Annotated in this window: 17 protein-coding genes; 7 read left to right on the forward strand and 10 right to left on the reverse strand. The window is 65.4% G+C overall.

From position 1 onward, the window contains the following. Positions 1–11 precede the first annotated feature (11 nt). The 4 genes from N2602_RS12720 to N2602_RS12735 all read right to left on the reverse strand — a co-directional run bounded on the left by N2602_RS12720 (position 12) and on the right by N2602_RS12735 (position 3,946). Positions 12–1,190 carry an SMP-30/gluconolactonase/LRE family protein gene (locus N2602_RS12720; RefSeq protein ID WP_172784088.1) on the reverse strand — a complete coding sequence of 393 codons (1,179 nt, stop codon included), beginning with the start codon at positions 1,188–1,190 and terminating at the stop codon, positions 12–14. A gap of 115 nt (positions 1,191–1,305) precedes the next feature. Continuing rightward, positions 1,306–2,220 (reverse strand): SDR family NAD(P)-dependent oxidoreductase, encoded by a 915-nt coding sequence (locus tag N2602_RS12725; protein ID WP_109144458.1) that lies wholly within the window; start codon positions 2,218–2,220, stop codon positions 1,306–1,308. A 169-nt stretch (positions 2,221–2,389) separates the two neighbouring features. Then, complete coding sequence (locus N2602_RS12730) at positions 2,390–3,529, reverse strand: thiolase C-terminal domain-containing protein (protein WP_260382838.1); 1,140 nt, start codon at positions 3,527–3,529, stop codon at positions 2,390–2,392. 3 nt (positions 3,530–3,532) lie between these two features. Continuing rightward, a complete protein-coding gene (locus N2602_RS12735) occupies positions 3,533–3,946 on the reverse strand; it encodes a Zn-ribbon domain-containing OB-fold protein (RefSeq protein ID WP_260382839.1) in 414 nt (137 codons plus the stop codon). Positions 3,947–4,133: 187 nt separating this feature from the next. Between N2602_RS12735 and N2602_RS12740 the strand changes: the two genes are divergently transcribed. The 4 genes from N2602_RS12740 to alkB all read left to right on the forward strand — a co-directional run bounded on the left by N2602_RS12740 (position 4,134) and on the right by alkB (position 7,861). Next, positions 4,134–5,483, forward strand: a complete 1,350-nt coding sequence (locus N2602_RS12740; protein WP_260382840.1) for an amidase — start codon at positions 4,134–4,136, stop codon at positions 5,481–5,483. Continuing rightward, entirely contained in the window at positions 5,476–6,162 is a 687-nt protein-coding gene (locus tag N2602_RS12745; RefSeq protein WP_260382841.1) for a DUF2848 domain-containing protein, read from the forward strand. Before N2602_RS12740 ends, N2602_RS12745 begins: the two co-directional genes overlap by 8 nt. A 289-nt stretch (positions 6,163–6,451) precedes the next feature. Next, entirely contained in the window at positions 6,452–7,198 is a 747-nt protein-coding gene (locus N2602_RS12750; RefSeq protein ID WP_260382842.1) for a 2OG-Fe(II) oxygenase, read from the forward strand. 9 nt (positions 7,199–7,207) lie between these two features. Then, positions 7,208–7,861 carry a DNA oxidative demethylase AlkB gene (gene alkB, locus N2602_RS12755; protein ID WP_172784093.1) on the forward strand — a complete coding sequence of 218 codons (654 nt, stop codon included), beginning with the start codon at positions 7,208–7,210 and terminating at the stop codon, positions 7,859–7,861. A 171-nt stretch (positions 7,862–8,032) separates the two neighbouring features. Here the strand turns inward: alkB and N2602_RS12760 are convergent, their stop codons facing one another. From N2602_RS12760 to hpaH, 6 genes are all read right to left on the reverse strand, one after another. Then, positions 8,033–9,661, reverse strand: coding sequence for a thiamine pyrophosphate-dependent enzyme (locus N2602_RS12760; RefSeq protein ID WP_260382843.1), 1,629 nt, complete (start codon positions 9,659–9,661; stop codon positions 8,033–8,035). 26 nt (positions 9,662–9,687) lie between these two features. Next, positions 9,688–10,557, reverse strand: a complete 870-nt coding sequence (locus tag N2602_RS12765; RefSeq protein WP_260382844.1) for a fumarylacetoacetate hydrolase family protein — start codon at positions 10,555–10,557, stop codon at positions 9,688–9,690. After that, positions 10,557–11,540: a 3,4-dihydroxyphenylacetate 2,3-dioxygenase gene (hpaD, locus tag N2602_RS12770; RefSeq protein ID WP_260382845.1), complete on the reverse strand. Its 984-nt coding sequence runs from the start codon at positions 11,538–11,540 to the stop codon at positions 10,557–10,559. The genes N2602_RS12765 and hpaD overlap by 1 nt, the downstream gene beginning before the upstream one ends. A gap of 125 nt (positions 11,541–11,665) precedes the next feature. Further along, entirely contained in the window at positions 11,666–13,204 is a 1,539-nt protein-coding gene (gene hpaE / locus N2602_RS12775; protein ID WP_260382846.1) for a 5-carboxymethyl-2-hydroxymuconate semialdehyde dehydrogenase, read from the reverse strand. Continuing rightward, a complete protein-coding gene (locus N2602_RS12780) occupies positions 13,197–13,595 on the reverse strand; it encodes a 5-carboxymethyl-2-hydroxymuconate Delta-isomerase (protein ID WP_172784098.1) in 399 nt (132 codons plus the stop codon). Before N2602_RS12780 ends, hpaE begins: the two co-directional genes overlap by 8 nt. A 28-nt stretch (positions 13,596–13,623) precedes the next feature. Beyond that, positions 13,624–14,430 (reverse strand): 2-oxo-hept-4-ene-1,7-dioate hydratase, encoded by an 807-nt coding sequence (gene hpaH / locus N2602_RS12785; RefSeq protein ID WP_260382847.1) that lies wholly within the window; start codon positions 14,428–14,430, stop codon positions 13,624–13,626. 111 nt (positions 14,431–14,541) lie between these two features. On the opposite strand from hpaH, the gene hpaR reads away from it, so the two are divergent. From hpaR to N2602_RS12800, 3 genes are all read left to right on the forward strand, one after another. After that, positions 14,542–15,060 carry a homoprotocatechuate degradation operon regulator HpaR gene (hpaR, locus tag N2602_RS12790; protein WP_260382848.1) on the forward strand — a complete coding sequence of 173 codons (519 nt, stop codon included), beginning with the start codon at positions 14,542–14,544 and terminating at the stop codon, positions 15,058–15,060. Positions 15,061–15,175: 115 nt separating this feature from the next. Then, complete coding sequence (locus N2602_RS12795) at positions 15,176–15,952, forward strand: HpcH/HpaI aldolase/citrate lyase family protein (RefSeq protein ID WP_212259742.1); 777 nt, start codon at positions 15,176–15,178, stop codon at positions 15,950–15,952. Between the two features lie 173 nt (positions 15,953–16,125). Next, the gene (locus N2602_RS12800; protein WP_260382849.1) at positions 16,126–17,649 is read left to right on the forward strand and encodes a UxaA family hydrolase; all 1,524 of its coding nucleotides are present in this window, start codon (positions 16,126–16,128) and stop codon (positions 17,647–17,649) included. The last annotated feature ends 167 nt before the right edge of the window (positions 17,650–17,816 follow it).

Consider the following 17,816-nt stretch of genomic DNA (forward strand, 5'->3'; position numbering starts at 1 on the left):
ACGTCACCAACTCACGGCTTCATCGCGCCCTGCACGCTGGTGTAGACGGCATAAAGCGATGTCGAGCCGCAAATATAGAGTCTGTTGCGCTGCTGGCCGCCGAAGCACAGGTTTGCCACGGTCTCGGGAATGTGGATCTTGCCGAGCAATTCGCCCGAGGACGTATAGCAGCGCACGCCGTCTTCGTTCGGATCGCCCCAACCGACCGAGCACCAGACCCGCCCCTCGGTGTCACAGCGAACGCCGTCGGTGATGCCGGGCTTCGGCATGTCTGCAAAGACCTTGCTGTTGGAGACCTTGCCTGCCGCGACGTCGAGGTCGAACACGCGGATATGCGAAGGATTGTCCGGCCCGTCGGTGAACCCGGTGTCGCAGACGTAGAGCTTCTTCTCGTCGGGTGAGATGGCAAGCCCGTTGGGCTCGACAAAATCGTCGACCACGACCTTGACCTCTCCGGACTTCGGATCGACGCGGTAGACGTTCTTCTTGTCCTGCTCGGGGTCGGCCTTGATCCCCTCATAGAAACCGCCGATGCCGTAAGCGGGATCGGTGAACCAGATCGCGCCATCGGCGGTTACGACCGCATCGTTCGGGGAGTTCAGCCGCTTGCCGTTGTACTTGTCGGCAATGATCGTGATCGAGCCGTCGAGCTCGGTCCGCGTCACACGCCTGCCGCTATGCTCGCAGGTGATCAGGCGTCCCTCGCGATCGATCGTGTTGCCGTTCGAGTTCATCGACGGCTGGCGATAGACGCTGAGGTGACCGTCGTCCTCGCAGAAACGCATGATGCGGTTGTTCGGAATGTCGCTGAACAGCACGTATCGCCCGGCTGCGAAATAGACGGGCCCCTCGGCCCAGCGGAAGCCGGTTGCGACACGCTCGACCGCCATGGTGCCGGCGAAGGCCGGAAAGCCGGAAGGACCGAAAGTCGGCGGTCCCTTCTTGGCCGATTCCAGATGAGAGTCGGGGTAGCGGCTGCCCGGCAATGGTCCGAGCGGCAGCGGCGCCGTCGATCTCGTCGGTGCGCCGGTCTGGCCGAGGGGCGCGACGGAAGCCGCCAAGGCTCCGTTCAAGGCTCCGTTCATGGTGACGCCCGTCGCCGCGACTGCGGCGGCAGCGCCCTTCAACAGCGTGCGGCGCGCGAGAGAGGGCTCGCTGCTATTTGCGGGAATGGTCAGTGGTTTTGTCATGGTTGCCTCCCGATTTTTTTTATTGGGAGCAAACCATCCGCCCGCAATCGGGCGTAAAGCGGGCGATCTCCGGCTGGACAACCGGAGATCGCAATGCAGCAAAGGCAGGGATCGGTTACACCGGATCCCAGGTGAAGATGTCGGCGGAGCGGTCGAGCTTGTAGAACGAGCCCTTCAGCGCCGGCATGCCGTGTTCCGCAATCGACTGCGGCGTCCAGCCTTCGCTCCGCTGCACCGAGCGGATCGGGCGGTTCTGGCTGAACAGGAAGATCTCGTTCATGCGCACGCCGAAGATCTGGCCGGTGACGTCCTTGGCGGAATCGCCGAGCAGATAGCCGCAGAGGGGGGCGATCTTCTCCGGGCCCATCTGCTTGATTTTCTCGACGCGCGCCTTCTCGGCGTCGGTCTCGGTCGGGATGGTGCCGATCATGCGCGTCCAGGCGAACGGCGAGACGCAATTGGAGCGGACGTTGAAGCGGCCCATGTCGAGCGCGATCGACTTCGACAGCCCGACGATGCCGAGCTTGGCCGCCGCGTAGTTGGCTTGGCCGAAATTGCCGATCAGGCCCGAGGTCGAGGTGAAGTGCACGAACGAGCCCGACTCCTGCTCGCGGAAGATGCGCGCCGCGGCGTGGCTGACGTAGAACGAGCCCATCAGATGCACCTTGATGACGGCCTCGAAGGCTTCCACGCTCATCTTGTGGAAGATCATGTCGCGCAGGATGCCGGCATTGTTGACGACGCCGTCGAGCCGGCCGAAATGATCGGTCGCGGTCTTCACGATCTTGCTGGCGGGAATAGCTTCCGCGACGCTTTCGAAATTGGCGACCGCCGTGCCGCCGCGCTTCTTGATCTCCTCGACCACCTCCTCGGCGGGCGCCGCGTTCGCGCCCGCGCCGTCGGCAGCTCCGCCGGGATCGTTGACGACGACCTTGGCGCCCTCGGCCGCGCACAAGAGCGCAATCTCGCGCCCGATGCCGCGCCCTGCGCCGGTGACGATGATGACCTTGTCTTGCAGTGATTTGCTCATGTGGGTTCTCCTGTTTTCTTACCTCGCCCCGCTTGCGGGGAGAGGTCGAATTCGAGCAAAGCTCGAATTCGGGTGAGGGGGACTCTCCGCGAGTCTGGTGTATGTGGATGCAGCCCCTCACCCCAACCCTCTCCCCGTAAGAACGGGGAGAGGGAGAGGCGAGCAGCCATTACCTCTCGTTCGTGAACACGATCGTGCCACTCGCCGCGAACATGCCGCCGACGCCGTGGCACACCGAAATCTTCGCGTTCGGCACCTGCGCCGGCGCGATCCCGCGCATCTGGCGCACGCTCTCCTGCAGCGCGTACATGCCGTACATGCCCGAATGCATGTAGCTCAATCCGCCGCCGTTGGTGTTGAGCGGCAGCTTGGCCCCAGGCCGCGTGTTGCCGTCGGCGATGAATTGGCCGGTTTCTTCGTACGGCATGAAGCCGAGATCGCCGAGGCCGAACAGCGGCAGATGCGCGAATGCGTCGTAGATCATGAGATGATCGACGTCCCCGTGCGCGATGCCGGCCTCCTTGAAGGCCAGCGGCCCCGCCGTCTTGAACGCACGCGAGGAGTTGAACGTCTCCATCTGGCTGACCATCGGCGTCTCAACGCTCTCGCCGGTGCCCATGATGTAGACCGGCTTCCGCGGAAAATCCCTGGCGCGGTCGGCCGAGGTCAGGATCAGCGCGCCGCCGCCGTCGGTGACGAGGCAGCACTGCAGCAGCCGGAACGGATAGGCGATCATGCGCGAGTTGAGGACATCGGCAACCGTGATCGGATCCTTCATCATCGCCCGCGGATTCTTCGCCGCCCATTCCCGCTGCACCACCGCCACCGAAGCCAATTGCTCGTGGGTGATGCCGTAGGTCTTCATGAAGCGCAGCACGGGAATCGGGAACATGCTGGGCGGGCCGTAGACGCCGTAGGGCGCCTCGAACTGACCGTTGAGGCTGTCGGCCGGCGTCGAGCGCGGCAATTTGCCGATCATCGACTTGCCGCTCTCGGCGTGGGTGATCAGCACCGTCTTGCAGAGACCCGCCTCGATCGCCGCCGCCGCGTGCCGGACGTGCAGCATGAAGGAGCAGCCGCCGACCGAGGTGCCGTCCACCCAGGTCGGCTTGATGCCGAGATAATGGCAGACCTGCTGCGGCGTTTCGACCGCGGTGGCAAAGCCGTCGATGTCGGAGAGCTTCAGCCCGGCGTCGGCAATGGCGTTGAGCGCGGCGTCCGCATGCAGCTGGAGCTGCGAGGCGTTGGGGATGACACCGAGCTCGGTGGTCTCGGCTGCGCCGACGACGGCAACCTGGTTCTTGCGCATGGTCTACCCCTTCGCCGGACGGAAGACGGGAAGGGTGATCTTGTCGTCGAGCTCCTGGAACGCGACCTCGAGCTTCATGTCGAGCTCGAGTGCCTCGGGGGTCTGCGGGCAGTCGATGATGTTGCTCATCATCCGCTGGCCTTCGTCGAGCTCGACCACCGCGATGGCGTAAGGCGGCGTGAAGCCCGGTGCCGCGGGCCGGTGGTTGATCACGTAGCTGTAGAGAAAGCCCTTGCCGCTCGCCTTGAAGATGCTGACCTTGCGCGAGGCGCAGGAGGGGCAGAACGGGCGCGGCGGGAAGTAGACATGGGCGCAGGCATCGCAGCGCTGCAGGCGCAATTCGCCGGCCTTGGTGCCGTCCCAGAAATGCTGGGTTTCCGGCGTCGGTTTCGGTCGCGCGCGCTGCGGTTCGGCCATGTTGGCGGCTCCTCCCAAGAGTCTCCCGAGCGACAGGCCTCGCGCCCGCCGGTTTCGAACTTGATGCGACAATCGACCATGGCGCGTCAACGGTCCAGCAATGCGCATGCATGCCATCATGCGCACAATGCTTGTGTCGAGCTGAGTCAGCGCTATAGATTGCGCGCGAATATTCCGTGAGACAGACATGCCCGATTTTCCGACACTGGCGCAGCTCGCCGATGACCTCGAAAGCGGCCGCACCACCTCCCGCAAGTTGGTAGAGGCCTGCCTCGCCAGGATCGCCGACCCCGCCGGCGAAGGCCAGCGCGCCTTCATCCACGTCGACAAGGACGCCGCGCTCGCGGCGGCCGACGCGATGGATGCCTTGCGCAAGGCCAAGGCGGCGCCGTCGCGCTATGCCGGCATCCCGATCTCGATCAAGGATCTGTTCGACATCAAGGGCCAGGTGACGCGCGCCGGCTCGCGCGCGCTCGATGACTCAGCCCCGGCCGAGCACGATGCCGCGACGGTGGCGCGGCTGCGCGGGGCCGGCTTCGTCGTCATCGGCCGCACCAACATGACCGAGTTCGCCTATTCCGGTATCGGCATCAATCCGCATTATGGCACGCCGAAGGGGGCCTGGAACCGGTCCGAGGGCCACGTGCCCGGCGGCTCGTCGGCCGGCGCGGCGGTGTCCGTGCTCGACGGCATGGCGCATGGCGCGCTGGGCACCGACACCGGCGGCTCCTGCCGGATTCCGGCCGCCTTCAACGGCATCGTCGGCTACAAGCCGACGCAGCGGCGCGTGCCGCTCGACGGCTCGGTGCCGCTGTCGTTCTCGCTCGACAGCATCGGGCCGCTGGCACGATCGGTCAGTTGCTGTGCCATACTCGATGCCGTGCTCGCGGGCGAGCCGATCGTCACGTTGAGGCCGCGGCCGATCCAGGGCATGCGTCTCGCGGTGCCCACCACGATCGCGCTCGACGATCTCGACGCAGAGGTGGCCAAGACCTTCGAGCGCGCGCTGAAGACGTTGTCCGATCACGGCGCCATCATCGAGCGGATCGAGATGGCGGAGTTCCACGACGTCGGCCCGATGAATGCCAAGGGCGGCTTCGCGGCCTCCGAGAGCTATGCCTGGCACCGCTATCTCATCACGGCCAAGGGCGACGTCTACGATCCCAGGGTCGCCGTGCGCATCATGCGCGGCGAGGCGCAGAGCGCGGCCGACTACATCGACCTGCTCAACGAACGCCGCTCGCTGATCGCGCGCGTCAACGCGCGCATCGCGCCCTATGATGCCCTGGTGCTGCCGACCACCGCCAATACGCCGCCGAAGATCGCAGATCTTGCCGACGACAAGGCGTTCACCACCGAGAACCTGCGCGCGCTGCGCAATTGCACCCTCATCAACATGATCGACGGCTGCGCCATCTCGCTGCCCGCACATCGCGCAGGCGATGTCCCGGTCGGCCTGATGCTGGCGGGCGCGGGTGGCTCGGACCGTCGTATCTTTGAACTTGCTGCCGGCATGGAGGCCGTCATTCGTGTTTGATCTCACTTTCACCGTCGATGCCCAGGACACCACCACGCCGCTGACGCTGGCGATCGACCAGCTGGTCATCGCCGGCTGGACCGGCCGCGACACGGTCGCGCGCGACAAGCACATCGCCGAGCTGGAGGAGATGGGCATCGCCCGCCCGGCCTCGACGCCGATCTACTACCGCGCCTCGGCGCGGCGGTTGACCCAGGAAGACAGCATCGAATGCACCGGTGGCGATTCCTCCGGCGAGGTCGAGTTCGTGCTGATCGGCTGGCAGGGCCGCATCTTCGTCGGCTGCGGCTCCGATCACACCGACCGCAAGGTCGAGGCCTACAGCGTCACGGTCTCCAAGCAGATGTGCGACAAGCCGGTTGCCTCGACGCTCTGGGATCTAGAGGACGTGATCGGCCATTGGGACAAGATGATCCTGCGCTCCTACGCCACCATCAAGGGCGAGCGTGTGCTCTACCAGGAGGGCACGCTGGATGCGATGTTGCCGGTCGCTGACCTCATCGCGGGCGGCTTTGACGGCGGCAAGTTCCCCGACGGCAGCGCCATGTTCGGCGGCACCTTCGCCGCCAAGGGCGGCATCCGCCCGGCGGATCGCTTCGACTTCGAGCTGGAGGATCCCGTGCTGAAGCGGACGATCCGGCACGGGTATGACGTGGTGACGCTTCCGGTGAGGGGGTAGGTCACTCCACACGAGCGGCGGGGGATAGTCGCTTCACAAGCGACGGTCTCGTAGGGTGGGCAAAGCGAAGCGTGCCCACGTCTTGCGAAGGCGTGGGCACGGCGCAAGAGCGCCTTTGCCCACCCTACGAGATCTCTCCTCCGTCATTGCGAGGAGCCCTTGCGACGAAGCAATCCAGACTGTCTCCGCGTAGAGATTCTGGATTGCTTCGCTTCGCTCGCAATGACGGGGAGATAGTCATCGGAAATCGGGTGGCGGAGGGCGAGTCTGCTTTGCGAAGGTCGCAGCCATGACAGCAACAGCACGCAAATCGCCCCAGAAGCCATCCGCCGACCTCGCCGCCCACGTCGATGCCTTCGACTGGCCCCAAATCACCGCCGAGCTCGACACCCAGGGCTGCGCCGTCCTGAAGAACCTGCTGACGCCGGACCAATGCCGCGCCATCGCCGCGCTCTACCCGGACGATGCGCACTTCCGCAGCCGCATCGTCATGGGCCGCCATGGCTTTGGTCGCGGCGAGTACAAGTACTTTTCCTATCCGCTGCCCGATCTGATCGCGCAGCTCCGCCCCGCGCTCTACCAGCATCTTCAAGCCGTCGCCAATCGCTGGAACGAGGCGATGGGGATCGACATCCGCTATCCCGCCACACACGAGACGTTCCTGAAACGCTGCCACGACGCCGGGCAGGCGCGGCCGACGCCGCTGCTGCTGCAATATGAGGCCGGCGACTACAACTGCCTGCACCAGGACCTCTATGGCGAGCACGTGTTCCCGCTCCAGGTTGCGATCCTGCTCTCCGAGCCCGGACGCGATTTCACCGGCGGCGAGTTCGTGCTGACCGAGCAGCGCCCGCGCATGCAGTCGCGGGCCGAGGTGGTGCCGCTGATGCAGGGCGATGCGGTCGCCTTCGCTGTGCATCATCGCCCGGTGCAGGGGACACGCGGCACCTACCGCGTTAATCTCCGCCACGGCGTCAGCCGGATCAGGTCCGGCCAGCGCCACACGCTGGGTGTGATTTTCCACGATGCCAAATGAGCGCTGCGATTGACGGGTGATTTGTTCGACAGCGTCGCCGAGGCGCAGCCGCAGCGCGAGGCGATCGCCGACGGCGCCGTGCTGCTGCGCGGCTTCGTCAAGCCGATCGAGAGCGGGCTGATCGACGCGGTGCGCGCCATCGTGGCGCAGTCGCCGTTCCGGCGGATGACGACGCCGGGCGGCCATCAGATGTCGGTGGCCATGACCAATTGCGGCGAGCGCGGCTGGATCACCGATCACACCGGTTACCGCTACGACCCCATCGATCCGCGCACCGCTGCGCCATGGCCGGCGATGCCGCCGCTGTTTTGCGATCTCGCCCGCCGCGCCGCGGAGCAGGGCGGCTTTGAAGGCTTTGCCCCCGATGCCTGCCTCGTCAATTGCTACGAGCCGGGCACGCGGCTGTCGCTGCATCAGGACAAGGACGAGCTGGATTATTCCGCGCCGATCGTCTCTGTCTCGCTCGGCCTGCCCGCGACCTTCCTGTTCGGCGGCCTCGCGCGCAGCGACAAGCCGCGCCGCTTCCGCCTCGTCCATGGCGACGTGGTGGTCTGGGGCGGGGCCAGCAGGCTCGCCTATCACGGCGTCGCGCCGCTCGCCGACGGCGAGCATCCGCTGCTCGGCCGGAAGCGGATCAATCTGACTTTCCGCAGGACGCGCTGACGCGTTTCCTTCTCCCCTTGTGGGAGAAGGTGCCTTCCCGAAGGGAAGGCGGATGAGGGGTCTCGATCCGCGGAGACAGACCCCTCATCCGTCTCGCTGCCGCTTCGCGTCAGCGATCCACCTTCTCCCACAAGGGGAGAAGGGAAGAGTCCCGGAACGACGACGCTTCGTTTAAGGCTTCGGCGGGTGAATGAAAGCCCACGGGCTGACTTCGGAATCCCTGGGCACCTCGACGGAAATCAGCACCGGCCCGCCGTGGCCGAGCGCCTTCTCCATTGCCGCCCTGAACTGCTCCGGCGCGGTGACGCGCGCAGCAGTCACGCCAAAGGACTCCGCGAGCTTGACGAAATCCGGATTGACGAGATCGGAGGCCACGACGCGGCCGTCGAAGCGTTCGCGCTGGTCGCGGCGGACATTGCCATAGGCGTTGTTGTTGAACACCAGCGTCACCACGCCGATGTTGAACTGCACCGCGGTGGCAAGCTCCTGCACGCCGAACATGAAGCCGCCGTCGCCGGTGATGGCGACGACAGGCTTGTCGGGATTGGCGACCTTGGCGCCGAGCGCAGTCGGAAAGCCCGAGCCGAGCGTGCCCTGGTAGCCCGAGGTGATGAAGGTGCGCGGCTGGTAGACCGGAAAGCCGTACCAGGAGGCGAAGCCGACCTGCGACAGTTCGTCGGTGACGATTGCGTCCGCCGGCAGCACCTCGCGCAGGATGTTGAGATAGGCCATCTGCGGCTGGACGCGCTGGATCTCGGCTTGCGCTGCTGCGGTGGCCTCGCGAATGTCTTCGCGTCGGCTGCGGCTCTTGGCGTAGCCGGCCTTCTTCACGGCCGCGACGAGATCGGCCGTACCGGCCTTGGCATCGGCGACAATTGCAACATCGGCGGCGAGCCGGCGCATCTCGGCCGGATCGATGTCGATGCGAATGGATTTCAGGCCGCTCGGTTGATAGGGCCAGCGGAAGCCGGAGGCCGGCAGCTCAGCGCGCGTGCCGATCGCGATCATCAGATCGGTCTTCGGCCACAGCCTGTACGCCGCGGCCATGGTGAGCCCGAGCTCATGCGCATTGGAGACGATGCCGCGGCCACTGCGGAAGGCGACCACCGGCGCATCGATCATCTCGGCGAGCTCGAGGATCTCCTCACCCGCTTCGATCGCGCCGCTGCCGACGAAGATCATCGGCGCCTTGCTCGCCTTGATCAGCGCTGCCGCCTGCTTGATCATATCAGGATCGGGCTGCGGCGCCGACAGCGGCTCCAGCACCTGCGCAGGCACTGTTGCCGCGCGCTGCGTGAAGACGTCCCAGGGCATCTCGACCGAGGCGGGACCGCGCCGCCCCGACATCATCTCCTGGAACGCGCGCGACACGATTGTCGGCGCGTTGCTGGGATGTTCGATCCGCTCGGCCCATTTCACATAGGTGCGCAAGGTCGCGAGCTGGTCCGGCATCTCGTGCAGATGGCCGCGGCCCTTGCCGAGAAATTGCGTCGGCACCTGGCCAGTCACGCAGAGCACCGGCTCGTTGCAGCCGAAGGCGGTGAGCAGCGCCGCGCTGGCGTTGAGCACGCCCGGGCCGGGCACCACGCTGAACACGCCGGGCCTGCCGCTGGCGCGCGCGTAGCCGAACGCCATGTAGCCGCAGGCCTGCTCGTGTCGTGCGCCGATCACCTTGAGCTGGGCCTGATGGAAGGCGTCGAACAGGCCGTAGACCTGCGCGCCGGGCAGGCCGAACACGGTGTCGACGCCGTGGGCGACAAGCCCGCTTACGATCGCTTCGCCGCCGGTGAGGGTGGTCATTTTGGCACTTCCATTTCGGTTGTTGGTCAGGCCTCGTCGACGACGCCGTTGCGCAAAGAGCCGATGCCCTCGGCCGCAACTTCGATCACGTCGCCCGGCTTCAAATATCGCGGTGGATCGAACCGCGCACCGGCGCCGGTCGGCGTCCCCGTGACGATCACGTCGCCGGGAACGAGCGTTGCGAAGGTCGAGATATAGCTGATGAGGTAGCGGAACGAAAACATCAGCCGGCTGGTGCGGTCGTCCTGCCTGAGCTCACCGTTGACATGCGTGGTGAGGCGGATGTCGGCGATCTGGGACTCCTTCGTGTAGGGCACCAGCCACGGACCGAGGCTGCCGCTGGAATCGAAGTTCTTGCCCTGCGTGACGTTGAACTTGGCGTGGCGCAGCCAGTCGCGCACCGAGCCTTCGTTGCAGAGCGTGAGCGCGGCGATATGGTCGAGCGCGCTGCTTTCGGGGATATGCCGGCCCTGCTTGCCGATCACCAGCACGATCTCGCCCTCATAGTCGAGCTGCGCGGAGGCACGCGGGCGCACCAGCGGCGTGTCGTGGCCGACGAAGGAGCGGGGCGAGCGCATGAACATGCTCGGATATTTCGGCGCCTCCTGCCCGTCCTTGTACTCGGCATTGCGATCGGGATAGTTGACGCCGATGCAGATGATCTTCTCCGGCGCGGGGATCGGCGGCAGCCAGCTGATCTCGGTGAGCGCGTGATCCGGCGTGCGGCCGGCGGCCTCTTCGGCAAAGCTGATGAGCTTGCCCGCAGCGATCACCTCGCGCAGCGTCGGATAGGTCTTGGCATAGCGGGCGGAGAGATCGACGATGCCGCCCTCCAGGACGGCGCCATAGCCGACATCACCCTTGACGGAAAAAGTGGCGAGACGAGGCAGCTTCATCAGTCCGCCACCAGCACATCGGCCACGAATTTCGGCTCGCGCACAGCCTGGCCCGTGAAGGGCGAGCCCTGCTCGAACCAGGAGCGCGGGGCAGGGGCGCCCCACAGCGTCTGGCGGCGCGGATCGCGCAGCGACCAGCGCAGCGGCTCGTGGTCGTGATCCCCCGTGAAATAATCGCTGGTGTAGAGCTCGAGGCGGTGCCCGTCGGGATCGCGCACATAGAGGAAGAACGCGTTCGAGATGCCGTGGCGCCCCGGGCCGCGCTCGATGTTCTTCACAAAGCCTTGCGAGGCCATGACGTCGCAGAGATGGATGATGTTCATCGCCGTCGGCGTCCAATAGGCGAAATGGTGCAACCGCGGGCCCTTGCCGTTGGTGATCGCAAAATCGTGGACGTTGCCCTTGCGGTGCATCCAGGCCGCGGCGATGCGTCCATTCGGCCCGTCCTCCTCGGCATATTCGGTGAGGCGGAAGCCGAGCCGGGCGTAGAATTCCATCGTGTCCTGCACTTCGGCGGCGAAGACGTTGAAATGGTCGAGCCGCTGCGGGTGGCAGCCCCGGTAGAGGTCGTAGCGGCGCAAGAGATGCGGCCGCCGCTCCATGGCAGCATAGAGCTCGATCTGGAAGCCGAAGGGGTCGGTGAATTGCAGCGTGCGGCCCTGGAACGGCTGATCGACGAAGGCGTAGGAAAGGCCGGTCTCGGACAGGAAAGCGGCGGCCTTGTCGAGATCCTTGTCGTTGCCGACCTTGAAGCCGAGCCGGGCGCAAGCCGGCACGGCTGCCTTGCGCAGCACCAGCGAGTGATGCTGATGCTCCTCGGCCGCGCGCAGGTAGACGGCGTTATCGTCGGCGTCCTCGACATGGAGGCCGACAATGGTCTCGTAGAACGCGCGGCTCAGCTTCAAATCGGTGACGTCGAGCACGACGTGGCTGGAGCGGATGATGTTGAACGGCGGCTCGAAGACGTGTTGCGGTACGGGCATGTGCGTTTCCCCTCGGTTCTGTCATTCCGGGGCGGCTCGCAGAGCCGAGCCCGGAATCCATCGCGCAGCAGAGTTGGTGGATGAATGGATTCCGGGCTCGCGCTCCGCGCGCCCCGGAATGACAATCAAATCCCCAGCTTCTGAATCTTGTGCGTGCCCCGCGCCAGCGAGACGTGCTTGGTTTCCATGTAGAAGTCGAACGAGTAATCGCCGCCGTCGCGGCCGATGCCTGAAGCCTTCATGCCGCCGAACGGCGTCGGCAGATGGCGGACGTTCTCCGAGTTCAGCCAGATCATGCCGGCCTCCAGCGCGTCGGCAACGCGCAAGGCACGGCCGACGTCGTTGGTCCAGACATAGCCTGTCAGGCCATAGCGGATGTCGTTGGCGATCTCGACGGCGTCCTTCTCGTCCTTGAAGGACAGCACGGTGAGGAACGGGCCGAACACCTCCTCCTGCGCCACGCGCATCTTGCCGTGCGCGCCGGTCACCAAGGTGGGCTCGACATAATGCCCGCCACCCGGCCCGTCATAGGCCTTGCCGCCGACCGCGATCGTGGCGCCGTCCTGGCGCGCGACGTCGAAATAGGAGCAGACCTTTGCCAGATGCCGCTCGTGGATCAGCGGCCCGATCTCGGTGGCGGGATCGAGGGGATGGCCGACCCTCAGCGCCTTCACCCGTGCGGTCAGCTTCTCCACGAACTTGTCCGCGATGCTCTGCTGGATCAGCAGCCGGCTCGATGAGGTGCAGCGCTCGCCGTTGAGCGAGTAGATCATGAACACGACGGCGTCGAGCGCGCGGTCGAGATCGGCGTCGTCGAACACGATCACCGGGTTCTTGCCGCCGAGCTCGAAATGCACGCGCTTCAAGGTCGGCGCGCCCTGCATCATGATGGCCGAGCCCGTCGCGCTCTCGCCGACGAAGCCGATCGCCTTGATGGCGGGATGCTCGGTCAGCGCCTTGCCCGCTTCCTCGCCAAAGCCGTGCACGGTGTTGAGCACGCCGTCGGGAACGCCGGCGTCCTTGACGAGCTTCGCCAGGATAGAGGCCGTCACCGGCGACCATTCGGCCGGCTTGTGCACGACGGTGCAGCCGGCGGCCAGCGCCGGGGCGATCTTCCAGGTCGAGAGCATGAACGGCGTGTTCCACGGCGTGATCACGCCGACGGGACCGATCGGCACGCGCGTGGAGACGTTCCAGTGCTCGTCGCTCGGCGTGTTGAGGCCGTCGCGTGCCTCGCTGCATTTGTCGGCGAAGAAGCGGAAATTCTCCGCGGCGCGGATCGCGGCCTTGGCCATGAAGCGATAGGCCTGGCCGGTGTCGATGCATTCGAGCACCGCGATGTCGTCGGCATTGTCCTCGATCGCGTCGGCCACCCGATGCAGCAGCTTCTTCCGCATCGCCGGCCCCATGTCGCGCCAGGACTTGAACGCGAGCGCCGCCGCGGTCGCCGCCGCGTCGATATCCTCGGCATTGCCCCGCGCGACGCTGGCGAGCACGGCACCATCGACCGGCGATCTGGTCTCGAAGGTCTCGCCTGAGATCGAGGCGACGGTCTTGCCGTCGATCATGTGGCCGATGCCGTCCGCGCGCAGAGTCTTCAGCAGCGGCGCGACGCGGTCGCGGTTAGCCTGGAATAGATCGGCTTTCGGCGTGGGCTTATCCATGAGCGGCCTCCGCTTTCAGGGCGTCGTGAATATTGTTGCGCTTCCAGCTGGTGTCCTTGTCGTTGATCTGCATGTCGAACGACAGAGCGAACTTGCTGGCGGCGAAGACGGGGTCGAGATGCTTCGAGAGCGCCTGAAAAACATGCTCGCCGGCTTTCTGGCGGGTGGGAAGGTCGCGGCCCTCGCCGATGCGCAGCACCATGTCCAGGAACCCGTAGTCCTGCCGCGCATCCGCGATCGCATAATGCTCGCACCTGACAGCGCGAACGCGGATGCCGCCGAGCGGGAAGATGCCGGTCTCGCTGGCTGCCTTGCGCACGACCTCGCATACCGCGGCGATGTCGAGGCGGCCGTCGAGATTGGCCGAATATTCGATGGTGAAATGCGGCATCGCGGTTTCACTCCCTGTCGTCTTTCGTTTACGCGAAGTAGCAGCTCACCGAGCCGTAGGCGCCATAATCGGCCTGGATTGTGTCGCCCTTGCGGGTCTCGATCGGACGGATGAACGAGCCGGCGAGCACAACCTGGCCCGGTTCGAGCGCCAGCCCAAGCGGCGCGATCTTGTTGGCAAGCCACGCCACGGCGGTCGCAGGATGATTGAGCACGCCGGCGGCAAGGCCCGTCTCTTCCAGCTGGCCGTTCTTGAAGCACAGCGCGCCGATCCAGCGCAGGTCAGCATCGAGCGGGCGGATCGGCCGCCCGCCGAGCACGATGCCGGCATTCGCCGCATTGTCGGCGATGGTGTCGAAGATCTTGCGCGTCGCCTTGGTCTTGGGATCGACGCGCTCGATGCGCGTATCCAGGATCTCCAGCGCCGGCACCACGAAGTCGGTGGCGTTGAGCACGTCGAATAGCGTGCAGTCGGGCCCTGAAAGGCGCTTGCTCATGACGAAGGCGAGCTCGGCTTCGACGCGCGTCGCGATGAAGCGCTCGGTCGGCACCAATCCGCCATCGGCGAAGAACATGTCGTCGAGCAGCACACCGGAATCCGGCTCGTCAATGCCAAGCGCGCTCTGCATCGCCTTCGAGGTCAGGCCGATCTTGTGGCCTTTGACCAACCGCCCCTCGGCGATCTTGACGTCGACCCAGGCCTTCTGAATCGCGTAGGCGTCCGCGATGGTGATGTCGGGGAAGTCTTGCGAGAGCTGCCGGATCTGCGTGCGGGTTTTCTCCGCCTGGTGCAGACGCCTCGCGCAAGCCTGGATATCGTCGTTGGAAAGCGCCATCCGTGATCTTACAAATCGTGGTGCCGCGAGATACTTAACATGTTAAGTGAATGCGTCAAACACAAATTCGACTTGCTGCACTGCAAACGTTTTGCGGCTTGAAAGGGCGTCATGACCAAGAAATCCGCCGATCCCGCCAACGGTCACCCGCCGGCCGCGCGCCAGGTGCCGATGCGCGATTTTTCGCGCTCGCTGCCGATGTCGTTGCTGCGGGCCCGGGAAGCGGTGATGCGGCAGTTTCGTCCCTCGCTGCGCGAGCACGGCCTGACCGAGCAGCAATGGCGCATCCTGCGGGCGCTGGCGGCGATCGAGGCGGTCGAGGTCACGGAACTCGCGCGCACCGCGTTCCTGCTCGGGCCGAGCCTGTCGCGCATCCTGCGCGATCTCGAGGCCCGCAACCTGATCGAGCGAAAGACCGCGAAAGCCGATCAGCGCCGCAGCATGGTCTCGATCTCGAAGGAAGGGCTGAAGCTGATGGCGTCGGTCGCGCCGACGTCGGAGGCGATCTATGCCGAGATCACGCGGCGCTTTGGCGCCCGCAAGCTCGCCGAATTGCAGGAGATGCTCGGCGAGCTCGAACGGAGCCTTGCGGAGCTCGGAGGCGCGGACGAGACAATAGCCGAGGAGTGAAACCAGATATGCGTGCGTGCGCGGCGAGAGCCATGGACATTCACGCTTTTTTTCGCTCAAAGTGCGGCCCAACCCGATCCGCGGCGAGTGAGAGCAACAGGGAAGGAAAGGCAACGTGGCGAATAAAGTCAAAGAGATCTGGAAGTCGGGCAAGGCCGTCGTCAACGCGTGGCTTGCCATACCCTCCGGCTTCTCGGCCGAGATGATCGCGCAATGCGGCTTCGACAGCGTCACGGTCGACATGCAGCACGGGGTGCAGGACTATCTCTCGATGGTGCAGTGCTTCCAGGCCATGGACAAGCATCCAATCACCCCGATGGTCCGCGTGCCCTGGAACGAGCCCGGCATCATCGGCAAGGTGCTCGACGGCGGCGCCTATGGCGTGATCTGCCCGATGGTCAACACGCCGCAGGAAGCCCGGAACCTGGTCTCCTATTCGAAATATCCGCCCAAGGGCGTGCGCTCCAACGGTCCGATCCGCGCCGGCATGTACGGCACCGCGGGTTCGTACCAGAAGACGGCCAACGACGAGATCGTGCTGCTGCCGATGATGGAGACGCGGACTGCCGTCGAGAACATGGAAGCGATCCTCGACGTCGAAGGCATCGACGGCGTCTATATCGGCCCGTCCGATCTCGGCTTCTCCTACGGCCTCGAGCCCAAGCTCGACCGCAGCGAGCCCGAGATCCTCGCGATCTACGAGAAGATTATCAAGGAATGCAGCAAGCGCGGCCTCAACCCGGGCATTCATTGCAGCGGCGCCGAAGGCGCGGCGCGCGCCATCAACATGGGCTTCAAGCTGGTGACGCTGTCCAACGAAGTCGGCCTGATGACGACCTACGCCAAGATGCAGGTGAACGCGACCCGCAAGGATTCGGGCGGTAAGGCTTGAGCTCTTTCCCTCTCCCCGTTCTTACGGGGAGAGGGTCAGGGTGAGGGGCCTCTCTCAACACGACTAATCTAACGATCGAACGCGCGGCTTGCCCCTCACCCGGATCGCTGCGCGATCCGACCTCTCCCCGTAAGAACGGGGAGAGGTGAAGTAAGAGACCCAAGGAGACTCGCATGATCATCAGCCCCGTCATCCGCCTGCATCCCGATGATGGCGTGGTGATCGCGCGCGCGAGCCTGCCGCCGGGAACATTGGTCGCCGACGGCGTGAGCACGGTCGATCGCATCCCCTCCGGCCACAAGGTCGCGATCAAGCCGATCGCGGTAGGAGAGCCGATCAGGCGCTACGGTCAGATCATCGGCTTTGCCACGCAAGCGATCGCGCCGGGCCAGCACGTGCACGTGCAGAACTGCGGCATGGGTGATTTCTCGAAGGACTATGCCTATTGCGTCGACGTCAAGCCGACGCCGAACTTCGACCTGCCGGCGACCTTCGAAGGCATCCGCCGTCCGGACGGCCGCGTCGCCACGCGCAACTATATCGGCATCCTCACCTCGGTGAATTGCAGCGCGCATGTCGCGAGCCTCGTCGCCGACGTCTTCAAGAAGAATCCGTTCACCGGCGACAATCCGCTCGCCGACTTCCCCAACGTCGACGGCGTGGTCGCGCTGACCCACAAGACCGGCTGCGGCATGACGCAGAACGAGCCGCTGGCATTGCTCCGCCGCACGCTCGGCGGCTATGCGCGGCACGTCAATTTCTCCCACGTCATCGTGCTCGGCCTCGGCTGCGAGGTGAACCAGATCGGCGGCCTGATGGAAGAGCAGAAGCTCGCCGGACGCCTGCGCGCGATGGACATCCAGGAGGTCGGCGGCACCCGCAAGACGGTCGAAGCCGGCATCGCCTTCGTGCGCGAGGCGCTGACTGACGCCAACAAGGTCAAGCGCGAGACGGTGCCGGCGAGCGAGCTCACCGTGGCGCTGCAATGCGGCGGCTCGGACGGCTATTCCGGCGTATCGGCCAATCCCGCGCTCGGCGCGGCCAGCGACCTCATCGTGCGCCACGGCGGCACCGTGATCCTGTCGGAGACGCCGGAGACCTACGGCGCCGAGCACCTGCTCACGCGCCGCGCCGTCAGCCGCGAGGTCGGCGAGAAGCTGGTCGATCTGATGCGCTGGTGGGACGAATACACGACGCGCGAGGGCGCCGAGATGAACGCCAATCCCAGCCCCGGCAACAAGGCCGGCGGCCTCACCACGATTCTGGAGAAGTCGCTCGGCGCGATGGCGAAGGCCGGCACCACCAACCTCGTCGAGGTGCTGCGCTACGCCGAGCCCGTCACCAAGAAGGGATTCGTGTTCATGGACACGCCCGGCTACGACCCCGTGGCCGCGACCGGCCAGGTCGCAGGCGGTGCCAATCTGGTCTGCTTCACCACGGGCCGCGGCAGCGTGTTCGGCTGCAAGCCGGCGCCCTCGATCAAGCTCGCCACCAACACGCCCATGTACAAGCGCATGGAAGAGGACATGGACGTCAATTGCGGCACCATCCTCGAAGGCGAGGAGAGCGTCGAACAATGCGGCCAGCGCATCTTCGAGCTCATCCTCAAGACCGCCTCGGGCCAGCCCACCAAGAGCGAGAGCTTTGATTTCGGCGGCGCCGAGTTCGCGCCCTGGGTGCTGGGCGCGACGATGTAATGGTGCTGATGCACCTCGCTGCAGGATGCCGACACCTACGTACTCATACGTAGGTGTCGTATGACCGCAGGAGTTTCCGCGGTCACTCGGGATTAACATTTCGCACCGTATTCGTGAGGTGCGGGCTACCCTTCGAGGGCACTGCCCTTCGACAGGATTCGTCAACG

The sequence above is a fragment of the Bradyrhizobium sp. NC92 genome (assembly GCF_025200865.1).
GTDB lineage: Bacteria > Pseudomonadota > Alphaproteobacteria > Rhizobiales > Xanthobacteraceae > Bradyrhizobium.